16 protein-coding genes are annotated in these 22,504 nt (G+C 73.5%); 6 read left to right on the forward strand and 10 right to left on the reverse strand.

Annotated elements, in window-relative coordinates:
• The first annotated feature begins 38 nt into the window (after positions 1-38).
• Positions 39-1,547: an alpha/beta fold hydrolase gene (locus AWQ71_RS31765; RefSeq protein WP_067140198.1), complete on the forward strand. Its 1,509-nt coding sequence runs from the start codon at positions 39-41 to the stop codon at positions 1,545-1,547.
• Between the two features lie 127 nt (positions 1,548-1,674).
• On the opposite strand, the gene AWQ71_RS31770 is transcribed toward AWQ71_RS31765, so the two are convergent.
• The 8 genes from AWQ71_RS31770 to AWQ71_RS31800 all read right to left on the reverse strand — a co-directional run bounded on the left by AWQ71_RS31770 (position 1,675) and on the right by AWQ71_RS31800 (position 12,139).
• Positions 1,675-2,817 (reverse strand): hypothetical protein, encoded by a 1,143-nt coding sequence (locus AWQ71_RS31770; RefSeq protein WP_157570691.1) that lies wholly within the window; start codon positions 2,815-2,817, stop codon positions 1,675-1,677.
• Positions 2,818-2,831: 14 nt separating this feature from the next.
• The gene (locus AWQ71_RS31775) at positions 2,832-4,655 is read right to left on the reverse strand and encodes a TOMM precursor leader peptide-binding protein (RefSeq protein WP_084259510.1); all 1,824 of its coding nucleotides are present in this window, start codon (positions 4,653-4,655) and stop codon (positions 2,832-2,834) included.
• Positions 4,652-6,397 (reverse strand): hypothetical protein, encoded by a 1,746-nt coding sequence (locus tag AWQ71_RS31780; protein WP_067140202.1) that lies wholly within the window; start codon positions 6,395-6,397, stop codon positions 4,652-4,654. Before AWQ71_RS31780 ends, AWQ71_RS31775 begins: the two co-directional genes overlap by 4 nt.
• Positions 6,398-6,402: 5 nt before the next feature.
• The gene (locus tag AWQ71_RS31785) at positions 6,403-7,515 is read right to left on the reverse strand and encodes a lantibiotic dehydratase C-terminal domain-containing protein (RefSeq protein ID WP_067140205.1); all 1,113 of its coding nucleotides are present in this window, start codon (positions 7,513-7,515) and stop codon (positions 6,403-6,405) included.
• Complete coding sequence (locus AWQ71_RS31790; protein WP_067140208.1) at positions 7,512-10,049, reverse strand: lantibiotic dehydratase; 2,538 nt, start codon at positions 10,047-10,049, stop codon at positions 7,512-7,514. Before AWQ71_RS31790 ends, AWQ71_RS31785 begins: the two co-directional genes overlap by 4 nt.
• A gap of 111 nt (positions 10,050-10,160) precedes the next feature.
• Positions 10,161-10,319, reverse strand: coding sequence for a thiazolylpeptide-type bacteriocin (locus AWQ71_RS42120; RefSeq protein WP_157570692.1), 159 nt, complete (start codon positions 10,317-10,319; stop codon positions 10,161-10,163).
• 69 nt (positions 10,320-10,388) lie between these two features.
• On the reverse strand, positions 10,389-11,180 hold the full coding sequence (locus AWQ71_RS31795) for an ABC transporter permease (RefSeq protein WP_067140211.1): 792 nt from the start codon (positions 11,178-11,180) through the stop codon (positions 10,389-10,391).
• Positions 11,177-12,139 (reverse strand): ABC transporter ATP-binding protein, encoded by a 963-nt coding sequence (locus tag AWQ71_RS31800; RefSeq protein WP_067140214.1) that lies wholly within the window; start codon positions 12,137-12,139, stop codon positions 11,177-11,179. Before AWQ71_RS31800 ends, AWQ71_RS31795 begins: the two co-directional genes overlap by 4 nt.
• A gap of 222 nt (positions 12,140-12,361) precedes the next feature.
• Here AWQ71_RS31800 and AWQ71_RS44055 point away from each other — a divergent pair, with 222 nt between their 5' ends.
• From AWQ71_RS44055 to AWQ71_RS31825, 5 genes are all read left to right on the forward strand, one after another.
• Positions 12,362-12,535 (forward strand): thiazolylpeptide-type bacteriocin, encoded by a 174-nt coding sequence (locus AWQ71_RS44055; RefSeq protein ID WP_281196370.1) that lies wholly within the window; start codon positions 12,362-12,364, stop codon positions 12,533-12,535.
• Positions 12,536-12,624: 89 nt separating this feature from the next.
• Positions 12,625-13,785 (forward strand): lantibiotic dehydratase C-terminal domain-containing protein, encoded by a 1,161-nt coding sequence (locus AWQ71_RS31810; protein ID WP_067140220.1) that lies wholly within the window; start codon positions 12,625-12,627, stop codon positions 13,783-13,785.
• Positions 13,782-15,332, forward strand: a complete 1,551-nt coding sequence (locus tag AWQ71_RS42850; RefSeq protein ID WP_067140224.1) for a hypothetical protein — start codon at positions 13,782-13,784, stop codon at positions 15,330-15,332. The genes AWQ71_RS31810 and AWQ71_RS42850 overlap by 4 nt, the downstream gene beginning before the upstream one ends.
• Entirely contained in the window at positions 15,329-17,212 is a 1,884-nt protein-coding gene (locus tag AWQ71_RS31820; protein WP_067140227.1) for a TOMM precursor leader peptide-binding protein, read from the forward strand. Before AWQ71_RS42850 ends, AWQ71_RS31820 begins: the two co-directional genes overlap by 4 nt.
• Before the next feature lie 15 nt (positions 17,213-17,227).
• Positions 17,228-18,835 (forward strand): thiopeptide-type bacteriocin biosynthesis protein, encoded by a 1,608-nt coding sequence (locus tag AWQ71_RS31825; RefSeq protein ID WP_157570694.1) that lies wholly within the window; start codon positions 17,228-17,230, stop codon positions 18,833-18,835.
• Here AWQ71_RS31825 and AWQ71_RS43060 read toward each other — a convergent pair.
• Together AWQ71_RS43060 and AWQ71_RS31835 are read right to left on the reverse strand one after the other, a co-directional pair.
• Positions 18,825-19,334, reverse strand: coding sequence for a helix-turn-helix domain-containing protein (locus AWQ71_RS43060; protein WP_067140229.1), 510 nt, complete (start codon positions 19,332-19,334; stop codon positions 18,825-18,827). The two genes, AWQ71_RS31825 and AWQ71_RS43060, sit on opposite strands and share 11 nt — an antisense overlap.
• A gap of 80 nt (positions 19,335-19,414) precedes the next feature.
• Positions 19,415-22,426, reverse strand: a complete 3,012-nt coding sequence (locus tag AWQ71_RS31835) for an AfsR/SARP family transcriptional regulator (protein WP_157570695.1) — start codon at positions 22,424-22,426, stop codon at positions 19,415-19,417.
• Positions 22,427-22,504 lie beyond the last annotated feature (78 nt).

Genomic DNA, 22,504 nt, shown 5'->3' on the forward strand with positions numbered 1-22,504 from the left:
GATGATCCGGACACCGGTCAGGCCCGATCGTGGATGCCATGCGTTCAGTAACCAAGCGGACCACGGCGCTGGCAGCCGTGGCCATCACCGGAGTCTCCCTGCTCGGCGCCACCCCGTCGGCCGCCGCGGCCACAGAGCCCTGGTGTCCCGAGGTCCCAGGACACCGGGTGGAGTGTGACACGATCACCCGCCCGCTGGTGGCGGACCGGCCGGAGTTGGGCACCGTCTCGGTCGGCTACGCCGTCATACGGCGCAGCGCGCTGGACCGTCCCGCCGCCGGGACGATCGCCGTCAATCCCGGGGGTCCCGGCAACCCCGCGCTCCCCCTCACCTCGGCCTATCTCGGCCTGCTCACGCCACTCCTGGCCGATCACGACCTGCTGCTCGTCGATCCCCGGGGTACGGGCGTGTCCAGCCCCCTGGACTGCGGCATCACCACCGCTGACCTCCTGGGCACGACCCAGGGGCGGCGCGAGGCCGTCGCCCGCTGCGGGAGCAGCCTGGGACCGCGCGCCGGGGGCTACACCTCCGCCGCGACCGCCGACGACCTCGACGCGGTACGGGCCCGGCTCGGGGCCGTCAAGCTCGACCTGGTCGGTGAGTCCTACGGCACCTACCTGATGCAGATCTACGCCCAGCGCCATCCCCGGCAGGTCAGGTCGATCACGCTGTCGGGGGTGCTGCCGCTCGACTTCGACACCTTCCAGCGGCCCAACGCCCGCGCCTTCACGATGGCCCTGCGCCGGATCTGCGAGCGGAGCAAGGCGTGTGACGGCACTGCGGCCGTACGTGACCTGCGGACCTTCGCCGCCGCTGTCCGGAAGCGGCCGGTCCCCCTGTCGGTCAAGGTCGGCGCCGAGAAGCGCGTCGTGGAGTTCGGCGAGGAGTGGCTCACCCGGCTGGCCATCCAGAACTCCACCAGCGGAGCCGGCGCCGATCCCCAGGCGTCCTCACTGATCGGCGCCTTCCCGGCCCTGATACATGACGCCGCCCGCGGCGATTTCACACTGCTGACCGCCGCCGTCCAGCAGGTGGTCGGGGCCGAGGGAGAGGAGCCGAACTCCTCCCTGGGCATCAGCGTGGCGTGCAACGACTACCCCAGAGCCTGGTCGGTGGACGCCACTCCGGCCCAGCGGCGCCGGCAGTACGACCGGGCGCTCGCCCGCACCGACCCCGCCGGCTTCGGCGCTTTCAGCCCGGCGGCCGCGGCCGCGGCGACCTTCTGGTCGGGCGACATCTGCCTGAAGTGGCCGCGCCAGAGCGCGACCCGGCCCCACCCTGTCAGTGACGAATTCCCCGACGTCCCGGCCCTGGTGCTCACCGGCGACCTGGACGCGATCACCCCGGACTCCGACGCCGCCAAGGTGGCCCGCAGGTTCAAGCGATCAAGGCTCATCTCCGTACCGAACCTGGGCCACGTCCCCGACCTGGACCCCAGCGGCTGCGTCTCCGGCATCGTCGCCGGTTTCGTCGCCGAGGGAACCCCCGGGCCGACCGCCTGCCTGAAGCGGATCCCGCCCATCACGGTGGATCCCGTAAGCAGGTGACATCACCCCGGCTTCTCCACCGCCGAGGCGATCCGGCTCGGTCGCCTCCTCCGTGCCCTCATGCCGGGGAACGGTGAGGTGGCCGGGCTGCTGGCGCCGCCCCCATCCTGCTGGGCATCGGTGCCGCTTAATGGGGGGACAGGTCGTAGTCGAACCAGGTGAAGCGGGGGCGTCCGGCCAGCACCAGGTAGAGGGCGTCGTACGAGGCGGGGGCGCCGGCGGCGGCCTCCAGCAGGCCCTCCCGCATGGCGCGGACCGGGCGGCAGAACAGGCCGGACGCCGCCCCGGCCGAGCAGGCGTGCTGGGCGAGCGCACCGGCCGCCCGGAGCAGGGCGCGGTAGCCGTCCTGGCCGCTCGCCCGCACCGCCGACCCGACGTCCCCGGCGATGAGCAACCCCAAGTTGCTCCCGCCGACGTCGAACTGCGTACGGGGATAGCTGTACGCGGCCTGCACGGCGGACATGGCCGCCGCGGCCCGCTCGGTCGCAGCGGTCAGCGGGGCCGGGACGTACCAGCCGTCCGCCAGTCCCGTCACGTTGCGGACCGCCAGGCGGCACCACACCCCGCCATCGGCCGCCGGTGAGCCCGGGGGCGGGTCGGCGACCGCGGCGGCGAACGCCCGCGCCGCTTCCCCGGGAAGGGGACGCGGATCGGCGGAAAGCCCCCGGGGACCGAGCCCGGCGCTGCGCCGAGCGCCGCCCGCGGGCAGGTGTCCCGGCCTGGCCGGCATGCCGGGGGTCAGCGTGATGCCAGCCGGCCCGGAGGCCACAGTGAGCGGCAGGCCCGCCGCGTGCTCGGCCACCGCCCCGGCGAGGTGACCGGTCTCCAGCTCCGCCAGCGCGTCGGCCAGCTCGCCATACCCGGGACGGAGCCGTTCGGGACGTCGGAGCAGGTCCAGCCACACGGTCCCGGCCGGCTCCGGCCTCGACTCCCCAACCAGCTCACGCCTGACCGGATCGAGCCGCCAGCGTCCCCGCTCGGTCCGCACCAGCACGTCGACCAGGAACGCGGCGCGCGGGGACGGGTAGGCGCGGTGGTCGTTGTAGGGGTTGTACGGCTCCCAGCGCTGCGGGGTCAGGGCGGAGACCAGCAGCCGAGCGAGTGCCGCGCCGAATTCCCCCCACGCCGACAGCCCGTGCAGCGGGGTACGTACCCCCTCCTCGGCGCGGGCGGGCTCACGGTGGACGGCCGCGCCGGGGACGGGCGACTTACCCGGTCCGTGCGCGTAGGCGGCGGCCAGCGCCAGGGCAACCTCGTCGTCGTTCGCCACCGTGCGCTCCAAGGTCAGGGGAAGGGATGGGGAAGGACGGGATCGTCGCTGGAGCGCGTGGGGCTCCGGCCCAGGCGGCGCGGCACCTCCCAGAGCCGGGGTAGGCCGCGGACACGGCGGTTGCGGTGCCCGAACGTCATCGGGAGCGTGCCAGGCACGATGACCTTCGCCGCGTACAGGCCAAGACGGTCGCGAATCCGCCGATCGCTCTGGTCGACCGCGATCAGCTCCAGCCCCAGCCGGCGCAGGCGGGCCACATAGTGGTTCAGGACCGTCCACAGGTCCGTGGCGGTTCGCGGGGCTTCGTCATCGCCGAGTTCCGCCGCGTCCACGGTCCCCGCCTGCCCCGACAGGAGGAATCGGTATCCCCCGGCGGCCTCGGGCAGGCCGTACAGGGCGACATGATCGTTCATGGCCCGTACGGAATCCGGATGCTCCATCAGGTGCAGGAGGCGTTCGCGGCGGTAGTCGGCGGGAGAGCGGCGGGCGCGGTCGGCCGCCGTCTCGACGTCCACGGCCAGCTCGGCGACGGCCGACCGCATCGCCGCGACCGGGTCCGGGTGCGCCCCGGCCGCGAAGAAGGCCGCCGGGGCCGCGCCGTCGTCCCGCCACGCGAGCGAGAGGACGGCCGGGATGCCCAGGTCGGTGGTCGCGTCGAAGAACAGCAGCTCGTACCCCAGGTACTCCAGCCGGTCGGACAGGTGGGGCAGCACGGGGTCGTCCGGTGGCACGGCGATGCGGCGCAGTGGCGTTCCCGCGTACCAGGTCATCAGGAACGCGTCCCGCTCGGCGATCTCGAACAGGCCGTGCAGCACCGCCTCGACCAGGCTGTTGCCCAGCCCGCACCCGTTGGAGGTCTCCGCCACGAACCGGGGCGTGCCGGGCTTGCGCGTCCCCCAGTACGCGACGTGCTCCGGCACCATGATCGGCGCGGCGCGGGTGTAGGACCAGCCGTCGGCCCAGGTGGTGGGCACGTCCGGGGCGTAGGCGGTCAGGCCGTTGCCCGGCTGGGCGTAGCACTCGGGCTCGTGCAGGCCGAGCCGTACCGGGTCGAGCGCCCGCTCCGGGCCGAGCCCCGCGAAGGCGGCCTCGGTCACCGACCGGCCGATCGCCCCGATCCCGCCGAGCCGTTCCACGGCCTCGAAGAGGGCGACGCGTTCGGACTGCGCGAAGCCGGGGGTGCGGCCGTAGCCTGCCGCGTTCCCGGCCGGGTCGCCCGCCAGGACCGCGGCGACGGTGGCCAGCGGGAGGTGGCCGCTCCGGCGGACCGTGGTCACCGGGCCGTAGCGCGAGTCCACCAGCGCCTCCCGCAACCGCCCGCCCTCGGTCGCGGGGTTCACCGACCGCAACGCCCCGGGCAGCACGGCCACGGGCACCCTGGCGGGCGGGGTGTGCGGGGTGGGCGGCGCGCACACGTGGCAGCCCTCGGGTCGGGGCGTCACTCGGTGCCTGGTCACGGAGCCGTGGTCGGCGCGGAGGGCGAGGACGACGTCCCCGTTCCGCTCCGGCTCGGCCAGCAGCCGTTCGGCCAGCGCGGACAGCGTGTCGTGGAACGCCGGAGCCGCGAGCCCGCCCACCCGCAGCTCCGGCAGCTTGACGGGCACCGCCGGGCCGAACGCCGCCAGCCGCTGCGACTCTGCGCAGGCCACGCAGACACCGGCCCCGGGTCGCTGGACCGGCCCGGCCAGGGCGAGCGACCCGTCGAGCAGCACGGGAAGCAGCGGGTGGCGCCGCCCGCGCCCGAGTCGGCTGACCTCTTCCAGGTCGGCGAGCCCGTACTCGGTGATCAGCACGGCCTCAGCCCGGTCATCGCGCAGCTCGCGCAGGCCGTACCTCATCCGAGGCTCCCGGCCCGGACAGCGGCCGGCACGGTGACCGGCACGGTGACCGCGGCCAGCCCGGCAGCCGAGAGCAGCGGGCCCAGGGGCGCCGGTTCCGTCCCCGGCGTCAGCGCGTCCAAGGCCGCCTGGAACCGCTCCTCGCCGTCCCGCGTCCCTGCGGGCCAGAACCAGAAGCGGGTCTCCCACGGCACGGGCGGCTCCTGCGGCGGCACCCAGACCGGGGCGGCCCCGCAGGGCACCACCGGATCGCCGAGTTCCCGCCCCGCCGCCCGCGCCTGAGCCCCCGCCGTGGCCGCGAGCAGGGCGAAAGCCGCCGCCGTGCCCGCGTCGGGCTCCACGGCCCAGGCGAGAGTACGGCCTGCCGCGCTGACCCTGGCATGCGCGACTCCCCCGGGCAGGCCGACCACCTCGACCGCGGCCGGGACGGCGAACCGCAGCGTGAGCGCCTTCCACCAGCGGCGCGCGGCCGGGTCGGCCGCCCAGACCTCCTCGTCCACCGGGGTACGGGGCAGGTCGGCGAGGTCGCGGTGCACGGCCTCACGCAGGCCGAGCCCCCGGGCGTGCAGCGGATCGGCGCCCACGACGGTCCCTGCCGGGAGCGCGGATCGTACGGCGGACAGCGCCGCGTGCAGCCGCGCCGACTCCAAGGTGGTGCCGAAGCCAATGGCCTGACCGCAGGCCACCAGGCTCACCGGCACCTGGGGCAGCTCCCCGGCTTCCGGCGGCGGGACCATCCCCAGCTCCGGATCGCCGAGCACTTCGAGCATGTCCGCCACCCGTTCCCACGGGTCCGCGGGGTGGTTCCCGGAGGGCCATCGGTGGTGGGTGACGCCGAGCGGCTCCACCCTCGCGACCATGACGGACAGGCTTCTCCCTACCTCCACCCCTTCGGGCGTACGGGCCGCCGCCTCCTCCACCGGATCGGGCATACCCGCCACGGCACACAACAGCCGATGCACAGCCACCCCACCAACCAGGGCACACAGCACCTCAGGCGACTCCCCCGGCATCCCGACCGAGGCCAGGCTCCCCTCGTACGGCCCGACCGGGGCTGGGCTCGCCTGGTGCGGCCCGCCGTCCGCTTGTGCGGCGAGAAGACCGTCCGCACCGAGGAGCAGCCGCTGGCGCACGCCCATGGCTTCGGCGGCGACCTCAGCGGAGGGGCCGGGCGCCACGGCGTAACCGACCTCGCCCAGGCATCCCGCCATCACGGTCACCGCGACCCCGCCCACCGGAACCGCCGTAAGCTCCAGCCCACCCCCGGCCGACGTACTGACCGGCTCACCCCCGACGACGGGCGGGTTGACCCCAACGGCGGCCAGAGCGCGGAGGGCGGTTTCGGCCAGGGGCCCGTGGCCGTGCACCGTGTAGGAGGCGCCGGACAGCCGGTCCCAGGCAGCCGCAGGGTCGGTGGCGGCGGACTCCAGCCAGGCCGCCACCCGGGCGGAAGGCAGGCCGGGACCTGGTTGGCCCCAGCCGGGCGGGACCTCGACGAGCATGTCGTGCTCGCGCAGTTGGGCGATGATGAGTTCGAGCGCCTTGGCGACCGGTTCGGGCAGCCCGTCGGGGGTGGTCAGCTCAGTGGCGGGCACGCCGTCGGCCAGCAGGACGGACAAACGTTCCCAGAGCCGCCACAGCCCGGCGCCGCCTTCGGCGGTGAAGCTGGAGGTCCAGCCGCGTACGTGCAGGCCCGTGGGGGTGGGGGTCGCGTGGACCACGGGGCGCAGGCGGATCAGCATCGGTCTCATCCCGCCTCGCCCAGTTGCGCGCGCCACGTGGTGCCGTTGAGCTCCTGTACGGCGGCGGCGACCATGCTCGCCGCCAGGTAGCGCTCGACGGGTGTGACGTCGCAGACGGCCAGGAGCTGGTAGAGCGTGTTGGTGCCAAACCGGTAGACGACGAACGCCCGGGCGATCTCCGGCCGGGAGAAGTCGACGACCCGCAGGGCGCGGTGATAGTCGCTGGAGGCGGTGCGCTCGGCGGGGTTCCAGCGCCGCGCGATGTCGGGGTCGCCGAGCCTGGCGGCCTGTTCGGTGTAGCCGCCACTGAGTTCCAGGGCCAGGGTGCCGCCGTCGAAGGCGGGTTCGGCCAGCAGCCGGGCGGTGATGGTCCAGGACTGCCAGGCGGCTTCCACCCGGTCGGTGGGGTGGCCGTCCGCCACCCGGCCGACGAGCGCGAGCACCTGGGGCCGGTTGCGCGACCAGCCTGACTCGAACGCCTTCCGCAGCCGCCCGTCCGGATCGTGGTGGAACAGGAAGTCCTCGACGTGCGAGAGGAGGGAGTGATACCCGAGCGCCTGACCGTGGGGGTAGCGGCTGGCGTGTACGGCCATCGCGGTCACCGCGAGCTGGATGCGTCCGGCGGCGCCGTCATCGGTCTCGGCGAGCCGGTCGAGTGAGTGTTCCAGTGCGGGAAGTCCGGCTTCCAGCGATTCGGCGCGCAGCCGTACGGACTCGGTCGAGCCGAGCAGCGCGGCGACGTGGCCGGTTTCCGCGGGGCCGACGGTGACGGTGTTGTCGGCGTGGATGGGCTCGTACGGCGGGGGCACCAGCTCCAGGAGCCCGGCCTTGCGCGCGTGGGCGAGGAGTTCGCCGTGTCCGGGCGAGCCGGTGGAGGGGTGATCCTTCAGGTGCTCGCGCAGCCGTGCGGCGAGCATGTCGGCCGCGGTCGCGACCGGCCCGGCGGGGCCGCGCAGCCGTATCCGTACGTGGGGCCCGTGCAGCCAGTGTCGCTCCAGGTGGCCGCGCACGCCGGGGCACGCGGCGAGCGTGGCGCCCAGCCCGGGGATCACCGCTGTCCTGACCAGTGGCGCCTTGACGGGGTCGTGGAAGTAGCAGACGACGTCCAGCTCGGTCACTGTGGTCTCCAGCAGGTCTCGATGATCAGCTCGGTCACCGGTTCGCCGTCACCGGCCGCGCCGGGGACGGGCAGCGCCTCGACGAAGGCCGGCTCCTGGGGGTAGCGGGCCAGGTACGTGGGCAGGCACCGCAGGTGCAGGGCATTGCCGAGGTCGACGTACTGCGGCTTGGCGGCGCGCAGCCTGTTCAGGAAGCCCTCCAAGGAGGCGGCGCTCCCTCCGGCCTCGATGAAGACGTGCTCGGGCAGGCCGTGATCGGCTCGCAGGTGCGCGGCGGCCACCGCGGGGTGACTTGCCGCCCACTGCTCGCGCAGCCGCGCCGCCGCGTCGTCGTCGAAGGCCCAGCGGCGCCGGTGCAGCACGACGCCGTCGTACGTGAGCCGTCCGCTCGCGGTCACGCCGTCGACCGTGTTCTTGGTGACGAACCTGGTCAGCGCGGGGAACCCGCAGTTGAGGTCACCCGTCAGCGGCGCGGTCCGGTACGGCAGCACGAAGGGTACGAGGAAGCCGAGGTAGAGGACGCTCAGGTCGCGGCCGGTGCCGCGATGCCGGATGCGGACCAGGCCGGTGTCCTCGTCGTGGACCATTTCGAGCTCGTCGAGGGTGAGCCCGGCCCAGCGCGGGTCCTCCCCGACCTCCTCGGGCAGCACCAGCGGATGCAGGTTGGCGTTGAACCCCATCAGCGGGCGGAACTGGGCGACGTCCTCGCCGAGGAGGTGGCGTAACCAGCCGGCCACGGCGGTGGACGCGGAAGGGTCCAGGTGGGGCAGGAACCGGCTGGTGAACCGGGCGAATCCCGCGTAGATGTGGTTGATCGCCAGCCCGCCGGGAAGGGGCTGGGCGAAGACGGAGTAGGCGGCGGGACGGGCCAGCGCCCAGCCGGGCAGCAGGTCGCGGGCGGCCGTGACGGCTTCCTCGGGGATGACGACGTCGGCCGCCTCCGGGCCGTTGGCGGCGGCGATGATCCCGGCGACGGTCTCGCGGGCGCTCCGCATGTCCTCCGGCTCGCGGCGCTCGCGCGGGTCGCCCTGGACCAGGTCGCGCCAGACCTCCGACATCATGGTCGCGCCGTCGGTCAGCGGGGCCCGTCCCCCGGCGCCGTAGCGGGCGGTGAACGTCTCGGCCATCAGGTGCCGCATGGACAGGTGGTGGTCGTACAGCATGAGGAGCGGCGTGATCCGGGTGAGCGCCGGGACGCCGTCGCGCCCGTGGCGGGCGTGCAGGCCCAGCGGGGCGGGCAGCGTGACGTCCTCCGTGAGCACGGGCGCCCCGGTCAGGTCGGCGCCGGTCCGCTCGCCCAGGAGCCGCCATTCGCCGGCCAGCGCTTCGAGGCTGTCCCGCCTGCCGGCGGGAGGCAGGCCGGTGAAGGCCCGGGTCACGTCCCGGATCGCGGTGAGGCGCGCGGCCACCCCGGTCAGGTCCTGCTCCCGGCACCAGCGGGCGAGGGAGTGCAGGATGTCGGGGTCCTGCGTGTGTACGGGCCAGGCCGGGACGAGGAGACCCACCTCGACCATCTTCCGTACGTAGCGCGTGGCCATCGCGTCGGCGTCGGCGCTCTGGATGTGCGCGGCCAGCGCGGCGGCCAGGTCCCCGGGGGTCAGGCCGTCCGGCACGTCGCGCAGCCGTTCGATCAGGAAGCGGATGGGCCCGGTCAGGCCGACGTCGACCAGCTCCTCCGTCGTGCCGTAGAGGTGGCTGGAGTCGGAGAGCGGCATGTCGCGGTAAAAGCGCACCTGCTCGCCGTCCTCCCGCAGTCCGGGCGCGAGGCGGTGCGGGCACTGCGCCTCACGCAGCAGAGCGGCCATCAGGCGGCTGACGAGCACCCGGTTGGCCTGCACGGCGGCGACGGGGGCGGCCGGCGGTGTCTCCGGGGCGGCGTCCCACCAGCCGAGGCCGACCATGGTGTACCAGGAGAGCGGGCTGGTCTTGGAGGTGGCGCGGAGGGCGTAGCGCAGGACGGTCGGCTCGGCCTTGCGCGCGCGTTTGTCGGGCCGTCCCGCGTGGGCGGCCGTCCTGTCCACGCCGTGCAGCAGGTCGCGGCCGGTGAGCGTGACGGCCAGGCGGAGCGGTTCGGCCCGGCACACGGCGGCGAGCACGGCCCGTTCGGCGTCCAGCGCGTCCTGCCACGGCCCTTCCGGGGCGTCGAGCAGGGCGGTCAGGTTCTTCCTGTCGCGGATCGCGTCCAGCCAGGCGGCCAGCCCGGTGACTCGATCGGGCAGGTCGCCCAGCTCCCGCAGCAGCGACTCGCGCGGGACGCGGCCGTTGTGCACGTCACGGCGCAGCGGCAGGACGACGCCGCGGTGGAAGCCGGTCGAATGGTCGGACAGGCTCGCGGCCAGCGCGTCGGCCACCTCAGGGGCCGCGGAGGCGGCGGTCCGCAGCGCCTCCGTCAGCGCGCGCACCGCGGCGCGGAAGGGCTCGGCCGCCGCGGGCCGGTCGGGGTAGGGCAGGGCGGCACGCCTGACCACGGCGAAGGGCGCGGCCTCGATCTGTCCCGCACCCGCTGCTACGGGGCTCTCCACTGTGCTGGTCATCGATGCTTCCTCGCTGGCGGGTGACCTCCCGGCCGCTGTGACACTGCCGGGAGGAGCACCTACTTGATGATGATCGAGCAGCAGGAGCTGCAGGAATCGGTCAGACGGTGGTTACTCGATTTCGGTGCAGCAGCAGCACGAGGACGAGGTCATCCAGCTGAAGCAGCACGCGGACGCGCCGGTGTCGGGCAGCGCGACTCCGTCGCGCACGGTCGTCACCGACAGCTCGTCCAGGGCCAGCTCTTCGACGTCGAAGGACAGTGCGTTCATGAGTGTTTCTCCCTCTGTTTGCAATGGTTTGTTCTGCTCAGGTGAGGTTCGTCGGTCGCGCCTCCTTTCTCAATCCACGGCACGGCGGCCGAAGCCGCGCATGCCCGCTTCGGCCGCCACCGCGCCGGCGACGGCCAGGACCAGCAGGCAGAGCCACAGCGGGAGGTGCGGGATCTGGGGAACCATCACCGCACGCATCCCCTCGCTGACGTAGGTGAGCGGATTGACCGCGCACACGATCTGGAACCACGGCAGGCGATCCAGACTGGGCCACGGGAACTGGGTGGCCCCGGTGAACATCAGCGGTGTGAGCACCACCGTGAAGACGACGTTGATCCCGCGCGGGGAGACAGCCGTGCCCACGACCATGCCCACGGCCGAGCCGACGAAGGCGCCGAGCGCCATCACAGCGAGCGCGGGCAGGAGCGACGCGGGGGCCAGTACGGTGTCCGGCAAGATCACCAGGCCCAGCGGGATCATCACGACGCCGGCCACCACGCCCCGGATCGTGCCGAACACGATCTTCTCCATCGCCACCAGCCTGGTCGGCAGCGGCGAGAGGAGCCGGTCCTCGATCTCCCTGCTGAAGGAGAAGTCGAGGGTCAGCGGCAGCGCGGTGTTCTGCAGCCCGCCGATGAAGGCGTTCAGGGCGATGATGCCCGGCAGCAGGATGTTGCCGAACCCGCGGCCGACGTAGCCCAGGTCGGCCAGGAGCTTTCCGAAGACGAACAGCATGAACAGCGGCTGGAGAAGGACCTGCGCCAGGAAGCTCGGCAGCTCGCGGCCGGTGACGACGAGGTCGCGGCCGAGTATGGCGGTGAAGGCACGCGCGGTGGGCGGGCGCTCGTCGAGGATGGTCATCGCAGCTCCCGTCCGGTCAGGCGGAGAAAGACGTCTTCCAGGCCGAGTTGGGCCACGTCCAGGCCGGTCAGGGAGATGCCGTGCCCGGCGAGCGCCTTGAGCACGGCGGGCAGGATCTCGCCGGGCTCCCGTGAGGTGTAGAGCCTGACGCGGCCCCCGGGCATCGCCTCGACCCGCTCGACGGTCTCGACGGCCGTGAGCGCCGCGTTGACGTCCTCGGCCGCGGACTCGGCTGACTCAGCGAATTCGAGCGAGAGCGTGAGGGTCGTGCTGCCGGGCAGCTCGCGTACCAGGGCGGCCGGGGCGTCCAGGGCGAGCAGCTTGCCGCGGTCCACGATGGCGACCCGGTCGCAGAGCTTGGCCGCCTCGTCCATCTGGTGCGTGGTGAGGACGACGGTGACGCCCCTGTCTTTCAGCTCGCGTACGCACTCGTGGACGAAGATGCGGGACTGCGGGTCGAGCCCGGTGGACGGCTCGTCCAGGAAGAGCACCTGCGGTTCGTGCATCAGCGCCCGCGCGATCATGACCCGCTGGGCCTGGCCGCCGGAGACGTTGTCGAGCCGGTCGTCGCCGCGCTCCGCGAGCCCCATGCGTTCCAGCAGCTCGGCGGCGCGCTGCCGCCGTTCGGCCCGGCGTACGCCGTGGTAGGCGGCGTGGAAGAGCAGGTTCTGGCGGATGCTGAGCGACCGGTCCAGGTTGTTGCGCTGGGGGACGACGCCGAGCAGCCGCCGCACCCGGGTGGGCTCCTTCGCGACGTCCACCCCGCCGACCCGCGCCAGGCCGCCGGTCGGGCGCATCCGGGTGGTCAGGACGCCGACCGTCGTGGTCTTGCCCGCGCCGTTGGGCCCGAGCACGCCGAACACCTCGCCGGAACTCACCTGGAAACTGAGCGAGTCGACCGCGGACTGCGGGGCGCCCGGGTATTTCTTGGTGAGATTCTCGACCTCTACGGCATTCATGTGCCCGCCAATACCAGTCCGGTTCCCGGTGAAACGGATGGAGCGTATTCACGGCAAATCGGCGGAGTCAAGACAGTAATTCCGGCAAATTATCCGCCTTTACGCCCCGGGCCGCGGCGTGTCAATACCGCCATTCGTCCGTCAGGCGGGGCCGGTGCGGCCCGGTGATACTGCCGATGTCGTTTCGACCTTCGTGACACCGAGGAGGTGAAGAACATGTCCATGACAACCACCCGGTTCGACCTTGCTGACCTGGACCTGAGCGGGCTTCAGGTGACGGTTATGCGTGACGCCGTGGCCGTGCCCGAGGGCGGGGCCACGTCCGGCTCGTCGAGCAGTGACTCGAGCTCGACCTGCGGGTCCTCCTCTTGCTGCTCCTCTGTTGCACAGCAGTAGTTTCCGCTTTATCCTGCGGCCGGGTGTTCTTCACGAACATCCGGCCGTATGGGCGTCATTGTTTCAACGACTCTCTGTGGAGCGCACACATGATGGATGTCGTGTGCCATTATTTCGACCCGGACAAGGCGCCGTTGGTGCGCCGCCATTTCATTCCGCTCGCGCGTTCGCTGGCCGGTGAGGGGTTCGCCGTACACCTCGACCGCCATTGGCTGCACGGCCCGCACGTCCTGCTGCGGTTCGAGCCGGGGGCGGGGGTCGAGGCCACGGCGGCGCGGGCGGCCGAGGAGTGCCGCCGCCACCTGGCCGGGCACCCATCCACCGTGGCCGTCGACGAGGCGGCGCTGCTCGCGGAGGCGGAGCAGGCCGGCCGGGCCGAGCTGATCCCCGGGCCCTACACGCCGATCCGGCCGGACAACACCGTCCTGGTGCGGGAGGCCGATCTCGGGGCGCTGACGGCGCTGCTGGGCTCGCCCGAAGCGGTCGCCGGACGCTGTGCGCTGCTCGCGCTCGGGCTCGACGCCGTGGCCGGCTCCCTGGACTATCTCGCCGACCGGGACTACACGGCCAATGCCAGGATCGTGGTCGCCCTGGCCGCGATGACCGCCCACAGCGCGAACTACCCAGCCGGGCTGGGCCGTGGCTACCAGTCCTTCCTGTCGCACGTGGAGGACTTCCTCGCCTACGACGACCCGGACGGCACGCTACGCACCGCCTTCGACCGCCACTGGTCAACCCACGCCCCGGGTGTGACCGCAATCGTCCGTGCCGCAGCAAACCCGGACGGAGCGGTGGCCTCCCCGGAGGGCGCGGGGGCGGACGTGGGCGGCTCCGAGGGCGTTCCCGGCGATCTGCGGGTTCTGGCGGCGGGTTGGCGGGGCTGGTCGTCGGCTGCGTGGCGGTACGCGGACGCCACGCTGGACACCGGGGCGCTGATCGGCAGCCGCAACGGGCACGCGGCGGTCGCCGCCAGGTTGGGCGGTGAGACGGAGATCCGCTGGGACTTCACCCGACGCCACTTCAGCGACTACCACCAGCTCCTCAACCGGTCGAACTTCCCGGAGATCGCGGTCAGCCGGGAGTTCGGCGTGTACCGCTTCGGCACGAACGTCCTCTACCGGCTGCTCGCTCTGTGCGACCTACGCCCTCTGGAGCGATACCTGGCGGCCTACCTGTTCAGCCGGGCCGTGGAGGAGATCAACGGGGTGACCTGGCGCGAGCTCCTGGAGCCCGTGGTGAGGTCCCGGTGAACGGCTCCCAGGACGCCGCCGTGCTGCGGCTCAGGCCCGTGGTGCGGGCCAGCCGCCTGCCGGACGGCATCCACCTGCGGGCCTGGAGCACGTCGGTGAGCCTGGAGGGCGTGGCCGGGCTGTGGCCGCTGTGGGAACGGCTGCACCCGCTCCTCGCGGCGGGGGTGACGGAGGCGGGCCTGGACGCCCTCTGCCCGGACCCCGGAACCCGCCGCGCCGTCGGCGTGCTCCTCGACCGGCTGCACGAGAACGACCTGCTGGTACGGGTCCGGCCCGACGCGCCGACACCGCCTGCCGTACGGTCCTGGCTGGAGTCGGCGGCACCCGACCCCGACGCCGTCTGGGCCACCCTGCGCGACCTCCGGGTGACCGTGTACGGCGAGGGCCCCATCGCCGACGCCGCCCTCGCCGCCCTGACCCGCTGCCACCTGACCACCCACCGAATCGCGAGCGCCGACGTGCCCGCCGGACACCTCCGGGTACGGGCAGCCGGTCTCGCGGTACACGCCGGCCACCTATCAGGCGCCGGCTTCGTAACGTACGCCGTGAACGCCGACGAGGTCGGCGGGCCGGCGGCGGTGCTGGCGGCGCGTCTGGGTCGCCTGCCCGCGCGGTCCTGGACGCCTGCGGCGGCCGAGATGCTCGCGGCGGCGGCCGTTGACCGGCTGCTGCGCGCCTGCGCGGGCCTGCCCGGCAGAGCGGGGGAGATCCTCCTGGTACGCCCCGGTCCGCTCACCGCGACGTACCGCCCCTGGCCACCGGCGGACCCCGCGCCCCGCGCCCGGCGGCTCACGCTGGAGGAGGCGCTGCGACGCACCGAGCTGGTCACGGACCCGGAGCTGGGCCTGCTCCCGGAGGCGCGCGTCGACGGCCTGGCCCAACTACCGGTCGGGATGGCCGTCTGCGCCGTCCCCGGGACGCCGGTCGCCGGGATCGGGCCGACCACGGAGACCGCGCGCCTGGAGGCGGTACGGGCAGCCGCGCAGGTCAGCCTCGGCCTCGACCCGGCCGTGGCGGCGGTGGGCGCCGATGAGCTGCACGCCAGGGGAATCCTGCTCCGGCACCGCGCGGACCGGGCCGCCTGGCACGTCCGGCCGGGCGAGTGCGTGACGCACGACCCGATCGCCACGCACTGGTGGCGGACGCTGGCGGAACGTCTGCGGGAACCCGTACGGGTTCAGGTACGCGACCTCGGCGGCGCCTGGCACGCGGAGATCCACGACACCGGCGGCGACCGCCTGTCCTGGGCGGTCGAGCTGGAATGCGACAGCGCGGTGGCGATGGCGGCGCTCGCCGCGGCCGGCACCTCGTACGCGGGGCCCTCAATGCGGGCGGTGGCCGTCTGCGGAGCCCTGCCCCCGCCCGACATCACCGAGGAGGAGATGGACGAGGACCTCGGCCGCTGGTTGTGGCCTGCCCCGATCTCCCGGGACGAGGAAGCGCTCCAGGACGTGCTGAGCCGGTTGACCGGCTGCCGCCCCCGCCTCGACAACTCCGGCAGCGAGCTTGCGGCGGCGGGTTTCCAGATCTGGCGAGGAGAAGGATGAACGCGAACGTACCGGCGCCGCCGCTCCGGGAGGCGCTGGCCGGTGCCGGGCTGACCGTCCGCGATGGGGACAACCTTCCCGCCGGTGGGACCGCCGTCGTACCGCTGGACTCCTGGACCCTCGCGTCCGTCACGGAGCTGGCGGCCCGCGCGAGGGCGGCGGGCTCGACCGTGCTGCCGGTGCGCTGCGACGGCGGCCTGGTGCTCGTGGGGCCGCTGGCCGGGCCCGCCTCCACGGGGTGCCTGGCCTGTGCCGAACGGACGAGACTGGACGCGCTGCCGGGTCCCGTCCCGGCGGGCGCGCCGCAGACGATGGGCGGCGCGGTGCCCCCTCAGGCCGCCGGGCTGGTGGCGGCGCTGGCCTCGGACGTGGTCGCGGCGGGGACGACCGGCGTGCTCTGGGCGCTGCGGGGGGAGGATCTGGAGGTCTCGGCCCACCGGGTGGTGCCGTTCGGCGGCTGCGAGGTGTGCGCCCCCGTGCCGCCGGACGGTCCCCGGCCCATGATCATCGGATGCCATCCGGTGGCCGGGTCCTCGCTCCGTGAAGACAATCCGCGCACCGAGACGGCGGCCCAGCTCCGTGACGTCCTGGTGGACTGGCGGCTCGGCCCCGTCTTGCGGCTCTATCGTTGGGAGGCCCGTACCCTGCCCCTGGTCAGCGCCCAGCTACCGGGCAGCGCGGGCCTGATCGGGACCGGCTACGGCAGGTCCGAGGACTTCGCGGAGGCCGAGCGGGTGGCGCTCTTCGAGGCGGTCGAGCGCCTGACCGGCATGCGCCCGCGCGGCGTCCGCCCGGAGGTGTACGCCACCCACGCCGACCTCGACCCGGCGCTCGCGGTGGACCCGGCCCGGCTGGGCCTGCACGAGCCGGACCTGGAACACCGTCCGGACTTCTTCCTGGAGCCCTACTCGCCGGAGAACCCGATCCACTGGGTGTACGGCTGGTCGCTGACGCACTCCCGCGACAGGCTGATCCCCGAGCAGTTCGTCTACTGGGACTCGCGGGTCTGGTACGAAGGCCGCAAACAGCGGATGTTCTACGACTCCTCCAACGGCTGCGGGCTCGGCTCCAGCCAGGCCGAGGCGGTTCTGCACGGCCTGTTCGAGATCGCCGAGCGCGACGCCTTCCTGATGGCCTGGCACGCGCGCACGCCGCTGCGCCGCATCGCGCCACCGGCGGACGACCCGCAGCTCGGCCGCCTCATCGACCGGCTCGGCAGCATGGGGCACGACCTGCTGCTGTTCGAGGCCACGAACGACTTCGGCGTGCCCGTGGTGCTCAGCATGACGCGCCGCCGCGTCCCCGACCCGCGCTTGCCCAACACGCTGTTCGCGGCGGGTGCGAGCCGGCACCCGGTCCAGGCGATGCGCTCGGCCGCGGCAGAGGTGTACATCAACGTCAGGAACAAGGCCGACAGCCGCATCGGCGCGTTCGACCGGGACCGGCTGCTGGCCATGCTCGACGATCCGTTCCTCGTGCTGACCCTCGACGACCACGTCTTCATGAACGCGCTCGACGAGGCGCGCGACCGGCACGATTTCCTGCTCGGCGGCGGCTCGGCCACGCCGTGGCGCGAGCTGTGGCCCGAGCCGCCGCCCTGCCGCGATCTCGGCGGCTACCTGGAGGAGTGGGTCGACCGGCTGGCCTCGGCGGGCCTGGAGGTGATCGCGGCCGACCAGTCCGAGCCGGTCACGCGCGACGGGCTCGGGCTGCACGCCGTCAAGGTGATCGTGCCGGGCTCCCTGCCCATGACGTTCGGTCACGTCTACCGCCGCACCAGGAACCTGCCCAGGCTCCTGGAGGTACCCGCCCGGCTGGGCAGGCTGCCGGGACCCGCGCGCTACGAAGACCTCCCGTTCCATCCGCACCCCTTCCCATGAGCAGAGGTGGACCCGATGACCATGCCCGCTGTCGGCCTCTGGACGAGCCTGCACTGCTTCCTGCACTGGGACACGGAGCAGAACGACGCCTTCCTCACCGACGCGGCCGGCCCGCTGCTGGCCGGCCTGCGCGCCGACGGCCTGCTGGAGGACTGGTTCTTCATCAGGTACGGGGAGGGCGGCCCGCACGTGCGCATCCGCGCCCGCGCCGTCCGTGACCCCGAGGCGCTGCAGCTCTCGCTCGCCTCGCTCATCGGCGGCACCGACCTCCCGGGCGCCGAGGGCTGGACTCCGCACGGGACGGTGTCCGGGATCGCCTACGAGCCCGAGATCGAGAGGTACGGCGGCGCCGAGGCGATCTCCGTGGCCGAGGAGGTCTTCTGCCGCTCCAGCGAGATCGTCCTGGAGGCGCTGTCGGGCTCCTCGGCCTCGCGGATGAACACCGCGCTCCCGCTCATGTACGCGACCGCGCTCGGCCTGGGCCTGGACGAGCGGGCCGGCGCGGCGTGGCTGAGAAAGCACGCCGCGGCCTGGCGTCTGGCCGCCGACACGCCCAAGCTGCCCCCGGCCGTCCCGCTGGCCCGCAGCGAGGCCATGCTCGCCCGGCAGCGGGACAAGGTGCTGGGCGTGCTGACCGCCACACGCGCCACGGTCCGGGACGGCGAAGGGCTCGCCGCCCGCTGGGCCGCGACCGTCGCCCACGCGGACGCCGAGCTGGCGGAGCAGGGCATCGCCTCCGGGCGGCGGCTGGCCGTGTGGGCTTCACAACTGCACATGCTGTGCAACCGGCTGGGCGTGCAGCCGGACGAGGAACGGGCGCTGTGCTGGGTGCTCGCCGGCGCGCTGGCCCCCGAGGCCGGGCTGGACCAGCGCTACCTGGAGAGCTCGAAGTACCCGCCAGGGCAGCTGCCCGAACTCGGCGACGGCGAGGGCGGCGACCGGACCGCCGACCACCCGGGCTGGCTCGCCACGACGGTGCCGCTGCCCGCGGGCCCCGCCCTGGAGATGCCGCTCGGCCAGGCGATACGCGAGCGCCGTTCCTGCCGCGACTACACCGGCCCGGTCGCCGCCACCACGCTGGGCACCCTCCTGCGCGAGTCGTTCGGCGGCCGGGACCGGCCGGAAACCGGGGGCTGGGCCACGCGGAACTTCCCCAGCGCGGGCAGCAAGTACTCGGTGCGGCTCCGGCTCATCGCCTGGTCCGTCGACGGCCTCGCCCCGGGCACGTACGGCGTGGGCAGGCACGGAGACCGGCTCTACCGCTACGCCGACGCGCCCGATCCGGCGGAGGCCACCGCCACGTCCATGTGGTTCGCCACCACCCGGCCGCCGGCGCATCAGCTGCTGGTCGACCTGGCCCAGGTCCCCGCCATGCTGGCGCTCACGGTGCACACCGAGGACCTCAGGGCGAAGTACGGGCTCCGCGCCCTGCGGTTCGCCCTGCTGGAAGCCGGGCACGTCGCCCAGAACCTGGCCCTGGCCGCGACCGGACTCGGGCTGGGCACGACCCTCGTCGGCGGCTTCTACGACGATCTGGTGCACGAGCTGTTCGCCGTGGACGGGGTCAACGAGATCGCGCTCTACCTGCTCCCGCTCGGGGTGCCGGCCGATGTCAGCCGATGAGCCCGTCCTCCCTGGCCCGGCTGGCGAGATCCAGCTTGGTGTAGGCGTTCCGGCCGCAGTCGGCGTACTTCTGCTTGACCCTCTCCAGGTACTTCTTGGCCGTCGCGGGCCGGATGCCGGCCCGCCGGGCGGCGGCGGTGAGGGTCAGCCCGGAGGCGTAGCCGAGCAGGACCGCCCGTTCCTGGCCGGACAGGCGCGGCCCGGCCGCCGTCGCCGTGCGGATGGAGACGGCGAGCCGGTCCTCCGGGGGGCCGCCGGCCTCCAGGGGGACGGCCACCCGTCCCTCCGCCCGGAGCAGGCGGACGGTCTCGGCGCCGCAGGGCGGCCCGCTCACCTCGGTGTGGACGACGACGACATGGGCCGGGACGCTCTCGGCGCTGCGCAGCTCCTCCAGGGAACGGGCGCGGGCCAGCAGGCGCAGGCCGGGATCGGCCGCCAGCGAGGTCATGGCCGCGACGAGCGTGCCGGGATCGTCGATGACTAAAGACACTGAGATCATACGGAGCTCCATACGTGCCCTGACAAATTCGTGTCACACGATAGGAGCCCGGATTGGACAGGGACTGGACGGCGAATGGATCAGCGTTCCCCCGCCACGCCGTCACCGAGTGCGGCCAGCTCAGCCGCCTCACTGAGGTTGCCCATCCGCCGGAAGAGGTTCTCCGCCTCGCGCCACGCCACCAGGGCGTCGCCGGGCTTCCCGAGCAGCGCGTGCGTGTGCCCGAGCGCCTTCAGCACCATCGCCTGGAGGTGCAGCACGCCGTGGCGGCGGAAGACCTCCAGCGCGCCCAGCAGCCCCTCCCGCGCCTGCTCTGCCCGGCCCGCCACGAGGTCCTGGGTGGCCAGGCCCCGCTGCACCAGGGCGAGCGCGAAGTCGCCGCCCATGTCCGTGGCGAGCACCTCGGCCTGATCGAGGTAGCCGGCGGCGTCGGGCCTGGCGAGGAGCAGCCCGGTCTCGGCGAGCACGAGCAGCGCCAGCAGCTCCTTCACCCGCACGCCGAGCTGCCGCGCGAGCCTCAGCATCTCCAGCAGCAGGTGCCGGGACTCCCCGGACCTGCCCTGGTAGAACCTGACCATCCCGAGCGAGCGCAGCGCCATCAGGCGCACCCGGCTGAGGCGGCGGCCCTCGGTGCGTTCCAGGACGCGTTCCAGGTGGTGCGAGGCGAGCTCCAGCTTGCCCTGCTCGCGGTAGACGAAGCCGAGCGCGGCATGGACGAAGTCCAGCTCGGCGTCGTGCCCCAGGGTCACGGCCAGCGCCTCGGCCCGCTGCAGTTGCTCCAGCCCCTCCTCGCCCAGCCCCCCGGCGACGAGCGCGGTGCCGAGCATCACCCGGGCGTCGATCTCCCCCTGCCGGTCACCGACCGTCCTGAACAGCTCCAGGGACAGCTCGGCGTGCTCGCGCATGACCCGCGGACGCACCACGGGCAGGCACGCCAGGTAGGCGAGGCTGCGGGCCAGCACCGCCCGCCCTCTCGGCTCCGACTCGCACGCGGACAGCGCCACCGTGTGCACGGCGCGCCACTCGGTGAGAAGATCACGCATCTCGTAGAACCCGACGCACGCCTCCGCGAGGTTCCAGCAGAGGTCGGCGTGGCCGTGGTCGGCGCTCTGCGCGATCGCCGCCGCCAGGTTGGCGCGTTCGCTCTGGAACCAGAGCACGGGGTCGGCGAGCATGGCCTCCGCCCTGCCGCCCGGCAGGCGGCGGCGCGGCGCCTCGCCCTGCAGCGGGAGCAGCGTCCGGTAGGCGAGCAGCCGGTCGGCGTCCTCGGCCAGCGCGAGCCAGGTGCTGAAGGCGCGCCGGCGCGCGGCCCTGCGGACCTCGGCGCCGTCCTCGGCCTCGGTGCGCTCCCTGGCGTAGAGCCGGATCAGGTCGTGCAGGCGGTAGCGCGGCTCGCCCACGTCGTCCTCACCGGCCACGGTCACCAGATGCGCGTCGACGAGCAGGTCGAGGATCTTCGCCGTCTCCCCTTGTGGCGCGTCGAGCAGGGTCGCGAGCAACCACTCAGCGAAGTCGGGGACGTCCAGCAGCCCGAGGAATCGGAACCCGCGCCGCGCGGCGGGCGGCAGCGCCGCGTAGCTGAGCTGGAACGTCGCGCGTACCGCCAGGTCCCCGGCGGTGAGCTGGTCGAGCCGCCGCCGCTCGTCGCCCAGCTCCCGGTGAAAGCGGCCCAGGCTCAGCCGGGGCTGCGCGGCGATCCGCGCGCCGGTCACCCGGACCGCGAGGGGGATGTGGCCGCACGCCTCCACGATCGCCCGGGCGGTCGCCTGGTCGGTCCGGACCTTGGCCTCGCCGATCAGGTGGATGAGCAGGTCGAGCGCCTCCTGCGGGTGGAAGACGTCGAGATCGACGTGGTGGCCCCCGCTCAGCCCGCGCAGCCTGGACCTGCTGGTGGCCATCGTCGCGCAGGTGGGCGCGCCGGGCAGCAGCGGGCGCACCTGCGCCTCGTCGACGGCGTTGTCCAGCACCACGAGCACCCGGCGGCCCGCCAGCCTGCTCCGGTAGAGCGTCGCCCGGGCGTCCAGCTCCGCCGGGATCACCGAGCCGTCCACGCCCAGCGCGAGCAGCATCCGGTTCAGCACGTCGCCGGGGTCCACCGCGTTGCCGTCGGTCCCGTGCAGGTCCACGTACAGCTGGCCGTCAGGGTGGCTCTCCCGCAGGCGGTGGCCCGCGTGCACGGCCAGCGTGGTCTTCCCGACGCCGCCCATCCCGGTGATGACGACCAGGGGCATCGCGGTGCGTTCCCCCGTGCCCAGCATGCGGGTCAGCGCCGACACCTGCTCCAGCCGGCCGCTGAAGTCGCTGATGTCGGGCGGCAACTGGGCCGGCGCGGGCAGCCGGGATGGGCCCGGCTCGGGCCGCCGGTCCGGCTCGTCGTCCAGCGCCATGGCGTGGACGGCGCTCAGCTCGGGGCCGGGACGTACGCCCAGCTCCTGCTCCAGCCGCAGGCTGATCTCCCGGTAGCGCAGCAGGGCGTCGGTGCGCCGGCCGGCTTCGAGGCAGAGCTTGATGAGGATGCTGTGCACGTACTCGTCCAGCGGGAGCATCCGGGCGATGTCCTCGGCGTAGGGCAGGAGGTCCGCCGCCCTGCCCTCCCGCAGGACCGTGCCGACGAAGCGGCCGAGCGCGCCGGCCAGCTCCCCCGCCAGGCTGGTCAGCCGTGGATGTCCGGCGAGGGGCGGCAGCTCGGCCAGGGGTTCGCCGCGCCAGAGCGCCAGAGCCTCCGCGACCTGGTCGTAGCCGGTCACGTCCGCGGCGCGCTCGCGGAAGCGCTCCACGTCCACCTCGACCAGGCCCGGGTCCAGGGCGTAGCCGTCGCGGACCCGCGGCAGGAGCAGGCTGGGCGCGCGGCTGGCGCGATCAGGCTCCAGCGTGCGGCGTAATCGCTTCACGTACGTCTGGATGACGTTGACGGCGCTCGCCGGGACCTCCTCGCCCCACAGGGTGGCGGCCAGCTCCTGGATCTTCACCTGCCTGCCCTCCGCGAGCACGAGGGCGGCGAGCACGCAACGCTGCTGCGTGGAGCCCAGATCCAGGGGAACCCCTGCTCTCCAGGCGACAAGTGGTCCGAGGATCGCCATCCGTAGAGTCACGCGAGGCAAGTTTGGTGGCCCCGCGCCGAAGATTCAATTCCTGTGCGCACATCCGTCCGACGGTCAAGTCCCTCGGTC

Origin of the sequence: Microtetraspora malaysiensis (assembly GCF_001528665.1) — a bacterium.
GTDB classification, from domain to species: domain Bacteria; phylum Actinomycetota; class Actinomycetes; order Streptosporangiales; family Streptosporangiaceae; genus Microtetraspora_A; species Microtetraspora_A malaysiensis.

Bases quoted from the DNA above. Each gene is read 5' to 3' on its own strand.
- AWQ71_RS43060 (WP_067140229.1), bottom strand. From the start codon at position 19,334: ATGATCTCAGTGTCTTTAGTCATCGACGATCCCGGCACGCTCGTCGCG.
- AWQ71_RS42120 (WP_157570692.1), bottom strand. From the start codon at position 10,319: ATGAACGCACTGTCCTTCGACGTCGAAGAGCTGGCCCTGGACGAGCTG.
- AWQ71_RS31790 (WP_067140208.1), bottom strand. From the start codon at position 10,049: ATGACCAGCACAGTGGAGAGCCCCGTAGCAGCGGGTGCGGGACAGATC.
- AWQ71_RS44055 (WP_281196370.1), top strand. From the start codon at position 12,362: ATGACAACCACCCGGTTCGACCTTGCTGACCTGGACCTGAGCGGGCTT.
- AWQ71_RS31820 (WP_067140227.1), top strand. From the start codon at position 15,329: ATGAACGCGAACGTACCGGCGCCGCCGCTCCGGGAGGCGCTGGCCGGT.
- AWQ71_RS31810 (WP_067140220.1), top strand. From the start codon at position 12,625: ATGATGGATGTCGTGTGCCATTATTTCGACCCGGACAAGGCGCCGTTG.
- AWQ71_RS31775 (WP_084259510.1), bottom strand. From the start codon at position 4,655: ATGAGGTACGGCCTGCGCGAGCTGCGCGATGACCGGGCTGAGGCCGTG.
- AWQ71_RS31825 (WP_157570694.1), top strand. From the start codon at position 17,228: ATGACCATGCCCGCTGTCGGCCTCTGGACGAGCCTGCACTGCTTCCTG.
- AWQ71_RS31800 (WP_067140214.1), bottom strand. From the start codon at position 12,139: ATGAATGCCGTAGAGGTCGAGAATCTCACCAAGAAATACCCGGGCGCC.
- AWQ71_RS31795 (WP_067140211.1), bottom strand. From the start codon at position 11,180: ATGACCATCCTCGACGAGCGCCCGCCCACCGCGCGTGCCTTCACCGCC.
- AWQ71_RS31780 (WP_067140202.1), bottom strand. From the start codon at position 6,397: ATGCTGATCCGCCTGCGCCCCGTGGTCCACGCGACCCCCACCCCCACG.
- AWQ71_RS31765 (WP_067140198.1), top strand. From the start codon at position 39: ATGCGTTCAGTAACCAAGCGGACCACGGCGCTGGCAGCCGTGGCCATC.